This window comes from Asticcacaulis sp., assembly GCA_024707255.1.
In the GTDB taxonomy this organism is placed as follows: Bacteria; Pseudomonadota; Alphaproteobacteria; order Caulobacterales; family Caulobacteraceae; genus Asticcacaulis.
Window position 1 is genome coordinate 1,238,588 of the sequence record JANQAC010000001.1, and the last position, 16,572, is coordinate 1,255,159.

The following is a 16,572-nucleotide window of genomic DNA, read 5'->3' on the forward strand; positions in this document are numbered from 1 at the left end:
GGTTAATTTATTCCACCGGGCGCAGGGTGATTTCGACGCGGCGGTTCTTGGCGCGGCCTTCCGGCGTGGCGTTGCTGGCGATCGGCTGGGTGTCGCCAGCCCCGGCGATGTAGATGCGTTCGGCCTTGACCTTCTGGCCGACCAGATAACCGGCCACGGCGTTGGCGCGGCGCTCGGAAAGCTCCATATTGCTGGCGGCGTTACCGGTGCTGTCGGCATGACCGACCACGTCGATATAGGTCGAGGGGTACTGGTTCAGGATGACGCCAACATCATTCAGCACCGGCATAAAGCTGGACGACAGGTCGGCGCTGCCCGACGAGAAGGTGACATCACCCGGCATGTTCAGGATGATATTATCGCCCGAACGGGTGATATAGACGCCGCGGCCTTCCAGCTTGGCGCGCAGATCCTTGTTCTGGCGGTCCATATAGGCGCCCACGCCCGCGCCAGCCAGGGCACCGATACCCGCACCGATGACGGCGTTCTTGCGGCGGTCATTCTTGTTGGACAGGGCACCGAGCACCGCGCCAGCACCCGCGCCGATCAGGGCGCCCGACTTGGTATTGCTGCTGGTCTTGACGCCATTGCTGGTATCGACGGTTTCACAACCGGCCAGCAGGAAGGCTACACCGGTCAGGGCCAGGATGGTTTTGCGGCCGGACAGATTAAAACGACGCATGAATAAACTCCTCAGATGAATTGGTGGCCGATCTTATCCGCCGCACAGGCAGGAAGATCAGGCCCTCTCCCTATCCATGGCATAGCCGGGATAAGGAGGTTGAATGAAACACCGCGCAATCTCATTAGAAACCTGTAAAGCACTCAAGCCTTTAAGAGATCACGGATCAAGCTTTACTGATCGCCAACTGAACACAGGATGAAGGCGGCTGTGTGACGCCATTAACCTAAACCGCCTTGCAGCGCCAGACCGTCTTGGTTTCCGGCGCCATGGTCAGGTAGGACTGGGACAGTGTCCGGATGCGGGCGAGGTTTTCACCCAGTGCCGCCAATGCGCCGGCATCGGCATTGGCCGAGCAGCGCAGGGAGCCGAGCGCGGCCTTTTGGGCCACGAAGGTTTTATACTGCGCCGGATCGATACGGTAATCATAGCGGGTGAACAGGGTGCCGTCAGCCGTCAGTTCCATGCGTGCCGCCACCGGATTGGCATCGCCCGTGGTAAAACGCAGCAGGTTGCCGTCGGCCTGGCGTTCATAGGGTGTGCGGCCATTGACGCAGGCATGAACCAGGTCGAAATCGAACTCGATATGGCCGGCATCGGGCAGCGGATTGGCGGACATCGATTTGTCGACATCACACGCCATATGCTGGATGGCGGCGGTCGCCACGGGCGCGGCCACCTTCGGCTTACTGAGGCGGCTGTCGATCTCGCGTTCCTTGATCAGGAAGCCGACTACGGCCACGATGATGATCAGGGCGAGTGCGATCCAACCCCAGGGAATCGGATGCTTGATGCCGGGCAGCTTGACGCGGTCATGCGGCACCCATTCCGCCTTTGCCTTTTCCGGCTTCGGTGGCTTCACCTTCTCCGGCCGGATCGGTTCATCAAAAGCCGTCGGTGCCAAGGGTTCCTTGTTGTGAATCTCGGTGCGGTGGCGGATTTCGCGGCGGATAATCAGGCCGATCAGGATCAGGACCAGTACGGACAGCACGATCATGGCGCCTAGTTGCCAAATTTCCATGGCGGCACGATCGGCCTCGGCCTTCTTCTGCTCGGCCAGGCGCTGGACCTGGGCTTCGGCGGCGGCGGCCAGGACGCGCGACAGGGCGTCGTCCTTGACGATTTCATCCTCGCTTTTGGCGTAGCAGGGCGTGGTCACCACGGTGGGGGTGACGCTGGCCGAACTCAGGAAGCTATTCAGCGCCGACACATGCGTGGCGACATACTGCCCGGCGGAGACATCGAGATTGCCGGCGGTCGAAACGGAAGACGGCGCCGTCCAGGTGTTGACGCCCACCACCTGGCCGCATTCATTGAGCAGCGGCCCGCCGGAATTACCGTGATTGATCGGCGCTGTGTGGAACAGAGTCTCGACGCGGCTGCCGTCCGGATTGGTGGAGGCAAACAGGGCGATAGAGCCTTGCGTCACATAGGCATCGGCCGGCTCCAGCAGGGCGGTGCCGGAGCGGTTCAGCAGGTGATCCGTCACATCCGGATAGCCCATGGTGACGACGCGTTCGTTCTTGTAAGGCGTCAGGTAGAGCTTGAGCGGGGGCACCTTAAGGCCGGGCGCGGCCAGCAGGGCCAGATCGCCCTCTACCCATTTCTTTACAAGTTGCACCGGCTGGTAGGTCGCGCCGGAATCCTTGTGCGGCACGATATAGATATCGGCGCTGGAGGCTTCGGGCGGCACCTCGACCACATGGTAATTGGTGACGATATAGCCGGGTGCGACCACAAAACCGGAGCCCATGCCGACCGTATCGAGCGGCACGCCGCCATAGCCGCGATAGACGACCAGTACGCGCACCACCGATTGCTCGGAGGTCTTCAGCGCCTTGGTGGAATTGACCGGCTGGAGATCCCCATCCACCAGATCGGACAGGGACTGATTTGCGGAGGAACTATCCTGGGCGGCGGCCAGATGCGGCAGGACACACAGAAGCGTCGTGACGGCCGCCAGCAGCGCCGCCGAGCCCATCACCCATTTCCGCATGTGGCGCCCCGCGCCCGTACCCGCAAACACTGAACTTTGCCTTATAGCCGAAACAAAACACCACGGTCTCTTGCGAGTCGCGGCAACTTCAAGGGTCATAACCGAGTTTGTGGCAAAAATCACCCCTGCCGACGCGCTTATTCTTGGTTGTGGGATTTAAGAAACGAATTGCCCGGAAGCGGCGATGTACGCTAGATTCAGTCCTGATTTCCCTCCCTTTTAAAGTTCCCAACATGCCCGATTCCGCTATGCCGCCCGTTTCCGCCATTCCGCCGGTGCCTCTGGCGCTTTATGAGACTGATTTTTCAGCGTTTTCGCAAAATCTGGGAGCGGCGTTCGAGCGCTATGGCTTTGCCGTTCTGGGCGGCCACGGGCTCGATCCGGCCCTGCTCAACCGCGCGCTTTCGGCCACCAAAGCCTTCTTCGCCCTGCCGGAAGAAACCAAGCGGAAATACAAGACCGGTATCGGGGGGCACGCGGCTATACCCCTTTCGGCATCGAAACCGCCAAGGGTGCCGCGCACCACGATCTCAAGGAATTCTGGCATATCGGCCGCGAACTTCCGGCCGATCATCCGTATACGGAATATATGCCGCCAAATGTCTGGCCGCAGGAGATCGCCGACTTTCACGCCAGTACCTATGCGCTTTATGAGGCGCTTGATGCCCTGGGCAAGAAGGTGCTGCGCGCTATCGCCGTTTATCTGAAGCTCGATGCCGATTTCTTCGAGGCGCCGGTGAAGGAAGGCAACAGCGTCCTGCGTCTGCTGCATTATCCGCCGGTGGCAACGCCAGGTGAGTCTGTCCGCGCCGGGGCGCATGGCGATATCAATGTCATTACCCTGCTGCTGGGCGCCGAGGAGCCTGGCCTGCAACTGCTTGATCGCGATGGTCAGTGGCTGCCGATCACCCCGCCGGCCGATTGCATCGTCTGCAATATCGGCGACATGCTGTCACGCCTGACCAATGGGGTTTTGCCTTCGACCCAGCATCGGGTGATCAATCCGGCGGAGGCGCGCAAGGATTTCGCCCGTTATTCGACGCCGTTCTTCCTGCATTTCGAGCCGCCCTACCTGATCAAAACCCTGCCGAATTGCATCACGGCTGACCATTTAGACGTCGGCGCGGAACCAATCACCGCGCAGGATTTCCTGATGCAGCGGTTGCGGGAGATTAAACTGGCATGAGCGATCCGATTGTCGAAAATTTGGAAACAGCGTTTAGCCTCTTTTTGAATGGGATATCCGAACCTGGCTCCAATGTATTAAGTATTTCACTTTCATCGGGGTGCTTATCAGATGATACCGTTGTCGATCCCAACATAAACGCACCTTGCAGAGCAGTAGAAGTAACAGAAAAAAGCCAGCACTTTGAAGTCTCTTTCGAGACTTATGTTTTCTATGCGATCATAAATGAGTCACATGGATTAATTGAACCTGATGCGATTTTTACTGGAAAGAAAATTCGAAAATATGAACGATCAAACTTGTTGGAAGCAGTAGAAAAAATCAGTTGCCCCTACGATATTTTTGGCGAACGGCCATTAAAGCATTTTGAAATCCTAACCGAAAATCATCTGGTTAATGTTGTAAGCTACGATGACCCGCAGATCACGTTTCTACCCCATCCTCTCCATCAAGCTTTTAAAAACGCGCAAGTCTGGCAGAGATCGTAGCTTACGAGGCGTGGGGTCCGCGGGTCCGGACTCATATTATTTTGCCCACCAGTTGACGATGGCTGCGATGGTTATGGTTGCGATGAAGGTTTCAATCTTTCGGTCGTACCGCATGGCCACTCGCCTCCAATCTTTGAAGCGGCAGAACATGCGCTCGATTACGTTACGTTGCTTGTAGACACGTTTGTCATAGGCGAACTGGATGCGGCGATGACGCATAGGCGGGATGACCGCCTTTGTCCCACGCTCCGCCAGCCATTCACGCAGGGCGTTGGCGTCATATCCCTTGTCCGCCACCAACTCACCTGTCGGTGCCAGAGAACCTATGCACTGCTGAGCGACGGCGACATCGGGAATATTCCCAGGCGTTACGACGAGCGTCCAGGGTCTGCCATATGCGTCGCATAGAGCGTGGATCTTGCTCTGGCGTCCGATCTGGGTACGGCCGATACCATTGGCCAAAGCCCCCTTTTGCACCGCCGGCTGAGCGGTGGGCTCGCACCAGAGTCGCGTCGAGGAACAATCGGTCAGGCAAGGCTTCCTGACCGGCCAGGGCATGGAAAATTGCCTCCCACACGCCCTGATCGGCCCAGCGCACGAAGCGATTGTAAAGCGTCTTCTTCGGGCCATAGGCTGGCGGACAATCACTCCAGCGGCCACCCGATTTCAAAGCATGAACAATCCCGGATAAAACCCGCCGGTCGTCCACACGCGGCTTTCCAGGACGTCCTTTGGGTAGCAAAGGCTCGATCCGCGCCCACTGCTCATCAGAAAACCAAAACAAATCAGACATGATCCACCTCCTGGCAAAGAAAGTGAATCACATCCGCAGGCTCAAAGGAATCCCAAATATGAGTCCGGACCCGCAGGCCCCAAACCCTGTCTGTTGTGGGTATGCTATTGTGAAGATCGCCGCCGGGAGACTGTCCAAACCCCGATCCCTTAGAGATCGTTTCTGGGCTCAGTCCCCGGCAGCTTCACACCAAACCTGAACAGTTGCCAGGGGCGGTCGCCACCGACCCCGTATTGACAAGGACAGGCCCCATGACCTTGCACCAATTTCCCATTGGCGTCGATGTTTCCAAAGCGACACTCGACATCTTCGACAGTCAAACTTCGCGTTACTTTCAGATCGATAACCACACTGATGCCATCACAGCCTGGCTGGATGGCCTCGACACCCAACGTCTTGTCGTGTTCGAAGCTACAAGCCGTGTTGACCAGACCCTGCACACAGAACTGGAGCGGCGTCAGGGTGCCTTTGTCCGCGTAAACCCCAGAGACGCCAGAGACTTTGCTAAAGCCTCAGGCCGACGCGCCAAGACAGACCGCGTTGATGCAGCCATGCTGGCCCATATGGCGCAGGCCCTAAAGCCGGCACCGTCACAACCTCGCTCGACCGAACGGGTTAGGCTCAGCCTGTATCTCAGCAGGCGCCGGCAGATGGTCGAAATGCGCAAGCAGGAACGTACCCGTAGACATCAGTTCTGCAATGATCCCTGGATATGCCAAAGCCTCGACCACATGCTCAGCATCCTTGATCAGCAAATCCGCAGCATTGAAGCCGTAATCCGCGAACTGATCGAGGCCAACTCTGACTTCCGCAAAGCCTCTGTCTGCCTGCAAAGTGCGCCAGGCATCGGACCGGTTACCGCAGCAACCCTGATCGCGGATTTGCCTGAGCTCGGACACAGAAACCGAAAACAGATCGCAAGCCTGACCGGACTGGCCCCTCATCCAAGGGATAGCGGAACATTCAGGGGAAAAAGAACCATCTGGGGCGGAAGGCGCCACATCCGCCACCTCCTCTTCGCCGCTGCCGTAACCGCAAGCCGATCAAAAGCCGACGTAAAAGACCGCTATCAGGCCCTCACAAGCAGAGGAAAACAAAAGAAGTGCCCCCTCATTGCCATTGCGAGGTGGATGATCACAGCACTCAACGCTATGATCGCTAAAAACTCAAACTGGCACACAAAAGAAATGGCGCAGATCACCTGATCCGCGCCACACTCAAACACAGTTGCCCGTAAGTTACCACATTGAATCCTTGCATCTCTCGCGTTCATTTATTCGCATGGGCGAAGGTTTCAATATCCTCATCAATCGCAAATCCGGCACGGTACTCAATATGGGCGAACCGTCGGTCGAGGCCGCCATCACGGCCAGTGAAATCCCGGTGGGCGAACTCTGTATGTCCGAACCCGAGGACATGCAGACCAATCTCGAACGCCTGAGCAAAAAACCCGAGCGCCTGCTGATCGGTGGTGGCGACGGCACCATCCGCGAAACCGCCAAATATCTGGCCACGCACAAGAAAGCCTTTGGCGTCCTGCCCTTCGGCACCATGAACCTGCTGGCGGTGGACTTGGGGCTTACCTCCCTGACACAGGCGCTGGACGCCTATGCCAGCGGAACACGAGAGCAGACCATGGACGCCGGCTTCGTCAATGGTGAAATCTTTCTGTGCTGCGCCAGTATCGGCACCATGCCGCAGGCTTCGGTTTATCGGGAGGCGCGGCGCATGACCAACAAGTTCCTGCTGCTGCCGCAAATGTTTCTGTTCGTGGCCGACAATATGAAGCGTCATCGCCGCGAACGCATCGTGCTGGAAGAAAACGGCAAAATGACCCGATACCGTGCGCCGGCTGTCGTTGTCTCGGTCAACCGCTTCGCCGACACGGAAAAGCTGACCGAGAGCAATTTCAAGCGGATTTCGCTTTCCGGCGGCGAACTGGCGGCCTATATTTTCAGCACCAAATCGCCGACCGCCCATATCCGCCTGCTGTGGCGGCTGATCTTCGGTCACTGGCTGAAAGACCCCGACCTGATCGAACGCACCGCCCCGCACTTCCGGATCTGGAGCCAGCACCACAAGCCGCTGGTCTCGATCGATGGTGAGGTCATGAAGCTGAAATCGCCGCTGGCCTTCACACTGAAACCCGATTTTGTTCACCTGCTGATGCCAGACGAACAGGTGTCGTCATGATGGCGCGGCAGTGGCTGGACTCGCGGATCAGGCGTTTGCCGGCGCCTTTCCGTCAGGAATGGCGCGCGCTTCTGCTGTTCGGCCTTATCTTCCTCGTCGCCGCCTGGCTGTGTTTCGAGGTCATCGAGGAAGTCTTTCTCGAAAACAGTGTGTTTGCACCCGATCAGGCGGTTTACGCCGGCCTGCAGCACCTGCGGACGCCCTGGCTGGACCGGGTGATGATCACCATTACCGAACTCGGCGACACGCCCGTGGTGATCGCGGTTGCGGTTGTGGTGGCGCTGTGGCTTATCCATGAACGCGCCTGGCATACCCTGACCTACTGGCTGATGGCGATTGGCGGCGGGTCGCTGATCAATTCCGCCATCAAGCTCGGCCTGCATCGCGCCCGGCCCGGCGACATGCATTATGACGGCGTCAGCGTCTTTTCCTTCCCAAGCGGACATTCCACCACCAATGCAGTGCTGTACGGTTTTCTGATCATCATCATGTCGCGGAAACTGCCTTTTGTGGCGCGGATTCCCGTGGTTATAACGCTCGTACTACTGGTTGGCCTGATCGCCTTTTCGCGGCTGTATCTGGGGGCGCACTGGCTGTCCGATGTGGCCGGCGGGCTGTTCTTCGGTTCCGGCTGGCTGGCCTTGCTGGGCCTGTTCTATATGTGGCGGCCGGCCGAACCGGTTGAACACGTCAAACTGCTTCTGGTGGCGATGTCGGCGCTGATTTTGGCCGGCGGCCTGAATATCGGGCTTCATCACGGCGCCGATATGACCCGCTATGCGGTGCAAAGGGGGCCGGCATGAAGATAGCCCACATTTCCGACCTGCATTTTGGCGCCCACGATCCCGCCGTACTTGAGGCGCTGGTGGCGCACCTGACCGAGGCCGGGCCCCATCTGGTCATCGCCAGCGGCGACATCACTCAGTCAGCGACCGAGGCTGAATTTGCTGCGGCACGGGCGTTTTTCGACGCCCTGCCGATGGAGGTCTTCGTTATTCCCGGCAACCATGACCTGCCGGGGATGGACCTGACCCGCTTTATCAATCCCTTCGGTCGTTACAGGCGGCATCTGATCGATGAGCTAAATCCGGAACTGGCCGCCGGGCCGGTGCATATCAAGGGCATCAATACCGCCCGCCGCATCCTGCCGCACTGGAACTGGGCCAATGGGGCGGTCAGCGCTAAGCAGCGCCGTGAAATTGCCCGGACCTTCGAGGCGGCCAGTGCTCCCTGGCGCATTCTCGTGCTGCATCACCCCTGATGAGTCCGAAGGAGTTTCCCCTGGATGTGGCCGTCTTCAACAAAAGGCCGCTGCTGGAGACCATATCCGAACAGCGCATCGATATCGTGCTCGCCGGTCACCAGCACCATGCCTATATCGAGACGCGCCAGGAAGAAGCGCACAAGACCCTGTTTGTCAGCGCTTCGACCGGTACGTCCACCCGCATTCGCCGCCAGCCCCAGGGCTTCAATCTGCTGGAATTTACCGACACCACCCTGCGCATCGATCAGTTACGCTATGCCGACGGGCGTTTCACCACATTCGAGGCCCATACGCATACAAAACCGTCCTCCTCCCTGTAGCGCTTATCTATAAGTATGCTATGGCCTCGGTATGGCCTTCCCGATCGATCCGCATACCTACTGGGCGTTTTTAGTCACCATGTTCTTCATGGCCATAACCCCCGGCCCGGCCAACCTGTTCGCCATCCGCACCGGCCTTGGTCGGCGCAAGAGCCACGTCATCGCCGCTGTGATCGGGCTGAACTGCGCCTCGCTGATCTGGTTCATTGCCTGCGCCTTTGGCCTGCAAATCCTGCTGACGGCTTTTCCGCTGCTGTTCCAGATCGTAGCCGTGGCCGGTGGGCTCTATCTCGGCTGGATGGCCTTCAGGGGATTCCGCTCGGCGCTTGATATCCGCAATGAAAACATCGGCAAAAGCCTGACGGCAGCGCCCGATCCAGGCAAAACCATCGCCGCCACCTTCAAGGATGGCTTCCTGGTCCAGTTGCTCAATCCCAAAGTGACCCTGTTTTTCACCGCCGTCCTGCCGCCGTTCGTCGATATCCACCGCGCCGTGCCGCCGCAGATGGTGGCCTTCGCCGCCACCGCCATCGGCATGGATACAATCACCATGACCACCTATGGACTGGCCGCCGTCACCCTGTCGCATACCCTGAGCGATCCGAGGAAAAAGCAGGTCTTCGATCTCGGCGTCTGCCTGATCCTGATGGCCATCGCCGCCCTGATCATCTGGCACGCCGGCATGGAACTGCTGCGGCTGTAACACAGGCTTTGTTTGGCGCGCATCTTAATCCAAAAAGCAGGTCGCTCGCGCGATGCGTCACACTTTTTGGGATGCGCTTATTCTCGCATTACGGACGGCCTAATATTGCCACATTGACGGCACAGTCTCGAAGGTTAATATGTGCAAAAGTTTTGCATATGTGGGGAGTTACACCATGAAGTATTTGAGCCTCGCCCTGGCCGCCGCCAGCCTGACCGTGCTGTCGGCCTGCGCCACGCCCACCCCTTATCAACCCGTCGCGGCGAACGTCTCGCCCGCCAACCAGCGGGGCTATTCCGAAACGCGCATCGAGGAAAACCGTTACCGTCTGAGCTTTGCCGGCAACGACATGACCAAGCGCGAAACGGTGGAAAATTACCTGCTTTACCGCGCCGCCGAACTGACGGTCAGATCCGGTTACGACTGGTTCGAGGTGGTCAGCCGTAATACCGATGAAAAGAAGCGCGCCACCACCTTTGAAGACCCCTATATGAGCAGCTTCTCCTGGCGTTTCTACAGCCGCAATCGCTGGAGCCGCTGGGGCGCTTTCGGCGCCGATTGGGGCACGGATACCGTCGTCTATTCGCGGTATGAAGCCAATGCCGAAATTCTGATGCACAAGGGCGCCAAGCCTGACAGCGATCCGAACGCCTATGACGCCCGCGCGGTCAAGGCCAATCTGGAATCGAAGATCATCCGGCCGGGCACGACGCACTGATCGGGGCAAATCACCGTTAGCCTTACGGCATTCGGCCTACGTAGAATGCCGTAGTCAGGCCTTCGGGGCTGATTGATGCTGAAGTGAACAAAGCACTACATTTTCTGCGTTATTGCGACTATATAGGCCGCAATGAGCAGACCTTTTCTCAAGATGAACGGCCTCGGCAATGATTTCATTGTCGTTGACGCCCGCGATACCGCCTTTGCACCGGCGCCGGAACAGGTCCGCGCCTGGGGTGATCGCGCGTCCGGTATTGGCTTTGACCAGTTGATCGCCATTGAAGGCAGCACAAGTGGCGATGCCTTTATGCGCGTCTGGAACAATGATGGCGGCACGGTCGAAACCTGCGGTAATGCCCTGCGCTGCGTGGGCTGGTATCTGAACCCCAAGGCTGCCAAAAAGACGCTGAAGATCGATACGCTCGGCGGCGCGACAAAGGCCATTGTGATCAGGGCCGATGAAAAGACCGGCACCGTGGCGGTCGATATGGGCAAGCCGCGCCTGGACTGGCGCGAGATTCCGCTGTCCGAAGAGATGGATACCCTGCGGCTGGAACTGAAGGTCGGGCCTTACGACGCGCCGCTCTACCATACGCCCTGTGCCGTCAGCATGGGCAATCCGCATGTCGTCTTCTTTGTCGATGACATATCGAAGGTCGATGTCGCCGCCACCGGCTCGCTGATCGAAAATCATCCGCTCTTCCCCGAAGGCGTCAATGTCGAGTTCGCGCAGGTGATTGACCGCCAGACGATCCGCATGCGTGTCTGGGAACGCGGCGCCGGCATCACCAAAGCTTGCGGCACCGGGGCCTGCGCCACGCTCGTGGCTACCGCCCGTCGCGGCCTGACCGACCGCGCCGCCACCGTCATCATGGATGGTGGTCCTCTGCACATTGCGTGGGCTGAGAACGATCACGTCATCATGACCGGCCCGATAGAGGTCGAGTTCGAGGGCACGTTGTGAGTAAGGTTGATGTCGTTACCTTCGGCTGTCGCCTGAACAGTTACGAGAGCGAGGTCATCCGCAAGACCGCCGCCGAGGACGGGCTCGACAACGCCATCATCTTCAATACCTGCGCCGTTACTGGCGAGGCCGTGCGCCAGGCGCGCCAAGCCATCCGCCGCGCCCGCAAGGAAAATCCTGAGGCGAAGCTGATCGTCACCGGCTGCGCCGCCCAGACCGATCCGGATACCTTCGCCAGCATGGCCGAGGTCGATTTCATCATCGGCAATGGCGACAAGCAGAAGGCCGGCAGCTACAAACTGACGCCCGACAGTGCCCGTATCGTCGTTAACGACATCTTTTCAGTGCAGGAAACCGCCGGTCACCTGATCGATGGCCTGAAGGATCGTGCCCGCGCCTTTGTCGAGGTGCAGAACGGTTGCGACCACCGCTGCACCTTCTGCATCATCCCCTATGGCCGCGGCAATTCGCGCTCGGCGGCGGCGGGTGACGTCATCAGCCAGACGCAAAAGCTGGTGGCTCAGGGCTATAACGAAGTGGTGCTGACCGGCGTCGATCTCACCTCCTGGGGCGGCGACCTGCCCGGCAATCCGCAGCTTGGCCATCTGGTGACGCGCATCCTCAAGCTGGTGCCCGACCTCAAGCGCCTGCGCCTCAGCTCCATCGATGCGGCCGAAATCGACGACACGCTGCTGCGCGCCTTTGCCGAGGAAGAGCGCCTCGCCCCCTATCTGCACCTCAGTCTTCAGCATGGAGACGACATGATCCTTAAGCGGATGAAACGGCGGCACCTGCGCGACGATTCCATCCGTCTGGTAGAAAAGGTGCGCAACGTCCGTCCGGATATCAGCTTCGGCGCCGATATGATCGCCGGCTTCCCGACCGAGACCGAAGAGATGTTCGCCAATGCCGTGTCGCTGGTCGATGCCTGTGACCTGTCCTTTGTCCACGTCTTCCCCTATTCGCCACGCCCGCAGACCCCGGCCGCCAAGATGCCGCAACTGGCCCGCCCGCTGATCAAGGAACGCGCCGCCCGGCTTCGTGCCAAGGCTGAGGAAGCCCTGACCCGGCACCTCACCCGTCAACAGGGCCGTATCCTGTCCTGTGTCGTCGAAAAAGCCGGCTTTGCTCGTGCCGCCGATTTCACCGAGGTCGTCTTTGACGGTGACGCTGCCGTTGGCGGTATCAGCGACATCCGTATCCACGGCCATGATGGCAAACATGTCATTGGCAGCCTTGCCCAAAACGCGTTACAGCAAGCGGTATGACTGAAGAAGAGAAAAAAGGCCAAAAAAAGGGATGGTTCCAGCGGCTGACGCAGGGCCTTTCCCGCACCTCGCAAAATCTGACCGAGTCGGTCACGCAAGTCTTCCAGCAAAAGGAAGCGCTGGACGATGCCGCGCTGGAGGAACTGGAGGACCTGCTGGTCGAAAGCGACCTGGGGCCACAGATCGCCGCCACCATCGCCGGCAAGATGGCGCAACAGAAGTTCAATTCTGCCAAGGATTCAAACGCCGTGCGCGCCGCGCTTGCCGAGGCCTTGGCGGATGAACTGGTCGGGCATGAAGGCACGTTCGAGCCACTCTCCGGTCCGCGTCCCTATGTCGTTCTGTTCGTCGGTGTCAACGGCTCCGGCAAGACGACCACGCTCGGCAAGATTGCCGCCAAGCTGGTCAAGAGTGGCGCCAAGGTGCTGATCGTCGCCGGTGATACCTTCCGCGCCGCCGCCGTCGAACAGCTCAAGGTGTGGTCCGAGCGCGCCGGCGCCGACTTCATGGGCCGCAAGACCGGCGCTGATGCGGCGGGTCTGGCCTATGACAGCTTCGTCAGGGCCAAGGAAGAAGGCTATGATGTCGTCCTGATCGATACCGCCGGCCGCCTTCAAAACAAGCAGGCCCTGATGGACGAACTCCTGAAAGTCGTCCGGGTCATCAAGAAGGTCGATCCGGAGGCGCCGCATGAGACCCTGCTGGTGCTGGACGCGACCGTGGGCCGCAATGCGCTCAGCCAGGAACAGATTTTCGGCCGCCAGGCGTTTGTATCCGGGCTGGTCATGACCAAGCTCGACGGCACGGCGCGTGGCGGTATCCTGATCCCGATTGCCAAGGCTTCCGACGCGCCGATCAAGCTGATCGGCGTCGGCGAGGATATCGAGGACCTGCACGAGTTCAGGGCGCGCGATTTCGCCCGATCCATGGTCGGCCTTGAACCGCTTGGAGACAAGACCGGAGATACACAATGACCGAGGAACCGAAGCTGGGCGATGAGATCCGCGAAGGCGACAAGGTGGTTGATCGCGCTCTGGGCATAGCCGCTGAAAAACTCGGCGAGACCAATCCCGAACTGGCGCTGAAGCCGGGCCAGCCGAAGCAGAACACCGTCAAGATGGTGGTCGATTACGGTCCGCTGATCGCTTTCGGCTTGACCTTTTTCGCCTGCAAATTCCTCAAGCTGGTGCCGGCGGCAGATTGCCTGATCTGGGCATCCGGCGTGCTGGGCGCGGCGTCGGTCCTGGCTCTCATCGGCGGGTTGATCGCCGAAAAGCGCATCGCCTGGATTCCGCTGGTCTCCTGCCTGATCACCATTCCGATGACGGTCCTGACCGTCGTTTTCCACGACGCCACCTTCGTCAAGATCAAGATGACCATTGTCGATGTGCTGATCGGCGGCATCCTGCTGGGCGCTCTGGTTCTGAAAAAGCAGCCGCTTAAGGCGCTTCTGGGCGATACGTTGAAGTTGAAAGACGCCGCCTGGCCGCGCCTGACCCTCTATTACGCCCTGTTCTATCTCGCCATGGCCGGCGTGAATGAAGCCATCTGGCGGACGCAGAGCGATGAATTCTGGCTGACCTGGAAGCTGGCCTCGATGATCGGCGGGCCGATCCTGCTGTCCATCTGCCTGCTGCCCTTCCTGATGAAAAACATGATCACCGAACCCGAAAGTGACGCGCGCTGACGGTCATTCCTCCGTGTTCGGATTGAATTGTCGTAAAAGCGACATATAATGATGACACTATCCCCTTGGCTGATTGCACATCGGGAGGGCGTCGTGAAGAAGTCAAAGTCAGGCGAAAAGACCATGTCTAAAAACGGACTCGATGAGTCGCCCTCGCACCTGCTGCACCGCGTGTTGCAGATTGCCCTTGATATCTATAATGCCGAAGCCGGCGAAGATGCGCTTTCCCAGCGGCAATATGCCGTCCTGAAAGCGCTGGAAGGCACGGAGGGGCTGTCGCAGACTGATCTGGTCAAGGTGACCGGCATCGATCGCTCGACGCTCGCCGATCTGGTGTCGCGGATGCTCGCCAAGGCACTGGTGGCGCGCGAACGTTCCGCCACCGATGCCCGCGCCAATCTGGTCCGGATCGCCGACGCCGGCAAGACAGCACTGGCCGAGATGGAGCCGCGCGTCCTGGCGGCTGACGAGAAGATCCTCAGCCTGCTGTCGCCGCCCAAGCGGGAGAGCTTCGTCAAGCTGCTGCGCAAACTCACCCATGCGCGTGAAACCGAATTGTCCGGCGATGCAAAACCGCGCAAGGAAAAAACGCTCAAGCCGCCGAAGGCCGAGAAGGCCCCCAAGGCGGAAAAGAAAAAGAAGGTGAAGACCAAGCTCAGTGCGCGCAAGCTGAAGAAGCTGCCCTTCCCGCCGCTGTCGGAAGGGGTTTCCGAGGCGGCGGACAGCGAAGACCTGGTGCATTCACCGGTGGTCAAGACGGACGTGGTTTAAGGATAAAAAAGCGCCGATCCATATGAATCGGCGCTCTTTTTGCGTCTGGTGATCCGTCGGTTTATTTCTTCTCAGCGGAAGCCGCCGAACTGGAAGATGACGCGCTGGATGATGACGATCCCGAAACCGTGCCCGCTGGCGTGGCCGCTTTCATCTTGGCTTCGATCTTGGCGCCGGGCTTATCGACCAGATCGCTGTCGGCCAGCTTGGCGCCTCGCGGATGGGCCGCGGCCAGCTTGACGTCACCGTTGTATTTCAGCACGTCGAGCGCACGGGTCAGTTCAAAATCACCGGTCTTGGTGTCGAAATCCTCCGGCGGCACTTCCTGGACGGCGTGGGCCGAACGGCGGACCTTGCCTTCATCGGCATCCAGCGCATTGCCATAGGCGGCTTCGGTATATTGCATGGCGGCCGTGGCGATATATTTCGCCTGTTCCTTGCTCATCGCCACTTCGAGATCGGGTTCGATGCCGGTTTTCTGGATCGAACGACCTGAAGGCGTATAGTAACGCGCGGTGGTCAGCTTGACGGCGCGATTGTCGCCCAGGTCGATGACGCTCTGCACCGAGCCCTTGCCGAAGGTGGTCAGGCCGACGATGGTGGCGCGCTTCTGGTCCTGCAGGGCGCCGGAGACGATTTCCGCCGCCGAGGCCGTGCCCGGATTGGTCAGGACGACGATCGGCTTGCCGTTCAGCATGTCGCCCTTCTTGGCCTGATAGCGGATGATGTCCTTGGGGTCACGCCCGCGCTGGCTGACGATCTCGCCGCCATCGAGGAACAGATCGGCTACGCCGACCGATTGTTCCAGCAGGCCGCCGGGATTATTGCGCAGGTCGAGCACCAGCCCCTTCATGTTGGGGTTCTTGGCCATCAGGTCGGCCAGCGCCGTCTTGGTATCGTTGGCGGTGGTCTCCGAGAAGGAAGCGATGCGCAGGTAGCCGTAATCGCCCTCCATGCGGGTCTTGACTGACTTCACCACAATGATTTCACGCGTCAGGGCCACATCGAACGGCGCGTCCTTGCCGGTGCGGACAATAGTGACGGTCAGCTTGGTATTGGGCTCGCCCTTCATCTTGGAAATGGCGTCATTGAGCGGCAGGCCGAGGATCGAGGTGCCGTCAATGGCGGTGATATAGTCGCCGGATTCGATACCCGCCTTTTGGGCCGGCGTGTCGTCCATAGGGGTGACGACCTTGACCGCGCCGTCTTCACCGGTCACTTCCAGGCCGATGCCGCCATAGGAGCCGCGCGTCTTTTCCTTCAGGTCGGTATAGTCGTCGTCCGAGAGATAGTTGGAATGCGGATCGAGCGAGGCCAGCATCCCTTCCAGGGCGGCATTGATCAGCTTCTTGGAATCGACCGGCACGACATAGTCCTGCTGGACGATGGCGAGCACATTGCCGAACAGCTCCAGTTGCTTATAGGTATCCGAGCGAGGCGAGAAGGCCGGCTGGCTGGCATAGGCGACAGCCCCGATGCTCAGGGCGACAGCGGCGGCGCCGGCAAGGTAAATATTCTTCATTTCATCCTCGGTGGG

17 protein-coding genes and 1 pseudogene are annotated in these 16,572 nt (G+C 59.5%); 14 read left to right on the top strand and 4 right to left on the bottom strand.

Annotated features, from left to right (window positions below):
* Positions 1–7 precede the first annotated feature (7 nt).
* Both NVV72_05985 and NVV72_05990 read right to left on the bottom strand, forming a co-directional pair.
* Entirely contained in the window at positions 8–682 is a 675-nt protein-coding gene (locus NVV72_05985) for an OmpA family protein (GenBank protein ID MCR6658901.1), read from the bottom strand.
* 226 nt (positions 683–908) lie between these two features.
* Entirely contained in the window at positions 909–2,678 is a 1,770-nt protein-coding gene (locus NVV72_05990) for a serine protease (GenBank protein MCR6658902.1), read from the bottom strand.
* Positions 2,679–2,911: 233 nt separating this feature from the next.
* Here NVV72_05990 and NVV72_05995 point away from each other — a divergent pair.
* Together NVV72_05995 and NVV72_06000 are read left to right on the top strand one after the other, a co-directional pair.
* Positions 2,912–3,864: pseudogene (locus tag NVV72_05995) on the top strand (isopenicillin N synthase family oxygenase).
* Complete coding sequence (locus tag NVV72_06000; GenBank protein MCR6658903.1) at positions 3,861–4,352, top strand: hypothetical protein; 492 nt, start codon at positions 3,861–3,863, stop codon at positions 4,350–4,352. The pseudogene NVV72_05995 and the gene NVV72_06000 overlap by 4 nt, the downstream one beginning before the upstream one ends.
* 36 nt (positions 4,353–4,388) lie before the next feature.
* On the opposite strand, the gene NVV72_06005 is transcribed toward NVV72_06000, so the two are convergent.
* Positions 4,389–5,145, bottom strand: a protein-coding gene (locus NVV72_06005; GenBank protein MCR6658904.1) for an IS5 family transposase whose coding sequence is annotated in 2 segments (ribosomal slippage) — positions 4,389–4,815 and positions 4,814–5,145 — 759 coding nt in all. Because the reading frame shifts where the segments join, the coding sequence is not laid out codon by codon here.
* 251 nt (positions 5,146–5,396) lie between these two features.
* Between NVV72_06005 and NVV72_06010 the strand changes: the two genes are divergently transcribed.
* From NVV72_06010 to NVV72_06065, 12 genes are all read left to right on the top strand, one after another.
* On the top strand, positions 5,397–6,350 hold the full coding sequence (locus NVV72_06010) for a transposase (protein MCR6658905.1): 954 nt from the start codon (positions 5,397–5,399) through the stop codon (positions 6,348–6,350).
* A 76-nt stretch (positions 6,351–6,426) separates the two neighbouring features.
* Positions 6,427–7,338 (top strand): diacylglycerol kinase, encoded by a 912-nt coding sequence (locus NVV72_06015; GenBank protein MCR6658906.1) that lies wholly within the window; start codon positions 6,427–6,429, stop codon positions 7,336–7,338.
* On the top strand, positions 7,335–8,141 hold the full coding sequence (locus tag NVV72_06020) for a phosphatase PAP2 family protein (GenBank protein ID MCR6658907.1): 807 nt from the start codon (positions 7,335–7,337) through the stop codon (positions 8,139–8,141). The genes NVV72_06015 and NVV72_06020 overlap by 4 nt, the downstream gene beginning before the upstream one ends.
* Entirely contained in the window at positions 8,138–8,599 is a 462-nt protein-coding gene (locus tag NVV72_06025; protein MCR6658908.1) for a metallophosphoesterase, read from the top strand. The genes NVV72_06020 and NVV72_06025 overlap by 4 nt, the downstream gene beginning before the upstream one ends.
* A complete protein-coding gene (locus tag NVV72_06030; protein ID MCR6658909.1) occupies positions 8,599–8,922 on the top strand; it encodes a hypothetical protein in 324 nt (107 codons plus the stop codon). The genes NVV72_06025 and NVV72_06030 overlap by 1 nt, the downstream gene beginning before the upstream one ends.
* 31 nt (positions 8,923–8,953) lie before the next feature.
* Positions 8,954–9,625: a LysE family translocator gene (locus NVV72_06035; protein ID MCR6658910.1), complete on the top strand. Its 672-nt coding sequence runs from the start codon at positions 8,954–8,956 to the stop codon at positions 9,623–9,625.
* 175 nt (positions 9,626–9,800) lie between these two features.
* Positions 9,801–10,343 (top strand): hypothetical protein, encoded by a 543-nt coding sequence (locus tag NVV72_06040; GenBank protein MCR6658911.1) that lies wholly within the window; start codon positions 9,801–9,803, stop codon positions 10,341–10,343.
* A gap of 132 nt (positions 10,344–10,475) precedes the next feature.
* Entirely contained in the window at positions 10,476–11,309 is an 834-nt protein-coding gene (gene dapF / locus NVV72_06045) for a diaminopimelate epimerase (protein MCR6658912.1), read from the top strand.
* Positions 11,306–12,577 carry a tRNA (N(6)-L-threonylcarbamoyladenosine(37)-C(2))-methylthiotransferase MtaB gene (gene mtaB, locus NVV72_06050; GenBank protein MCR6658913.1) on the top strand — a complete coding sequence of 424 codons (1,272 nt, stop codon included), beginning with the start codon at positions 11,306–11,308 and terminating at the stop codon, positions 12,575–12,577. The genes dapF and mtaB overlap by 4 nt, the downstream gene beginning before the upstream one ends.
* Positions 12,574–13,551: a signal recognition particle-docking protein FtsY gene (ftsY, locus tag NVV72_06055; protein ID MCR6658914.1), complete on the top strand. Its 978-nt coding sequence runs from the start codon at positions 12,574–12,576 to the stop codon at positions 13,549–13,551. Before mtaB ends, ftsY begins: the two co-directional genes overlap by 4 nt.
* Positions 13,548–14,264: a septation protein IspZ gene (locus tag NVV72_06060; protein ID MCR6658915.1), complete on the top strand. Its 717-nt coding sequence runs from the start codon at positions 13,548–13,550 to the stop codon at positions 14,262–14,264. The genes ftsY and NVV72_06060 overlap by 4 nt, the downstream gene beginning before the upstream one ends.
* Positions 14,265–14,387: 123 nt before the next feature.
* A complete protein-coding gene (locus NVV72_06065; GenBank protein MCR6658916.1) occupies positions 14,388–15,035 on the top strand; it encodes a MarR family winged helix-turn-helix transcriptional regulator in 648 nt (215 codons plus the stop codon).
* A 61-nt stretch (positions 15,036–15,096) separates the two neighbouring features.
* On the opposite strand, the gene NVV72_06070 is transcribed toward NVV72_06065, so the two are convergent.
* Positions 15,097–16,557 carry a S41 family peptidase gene (locus NVV72_06070; GenBank protein MCR6658917.1) on the bottom strand — a complete coding sequence of 487 codons (1,461 nt, stop codon included), beginning with the start codon at positions 16,555–16,557 and terminating at the stop codon, positions 15,097–15,099.
* Positions 16,558–16,572 lie beyond the last annotated feature (15 nt).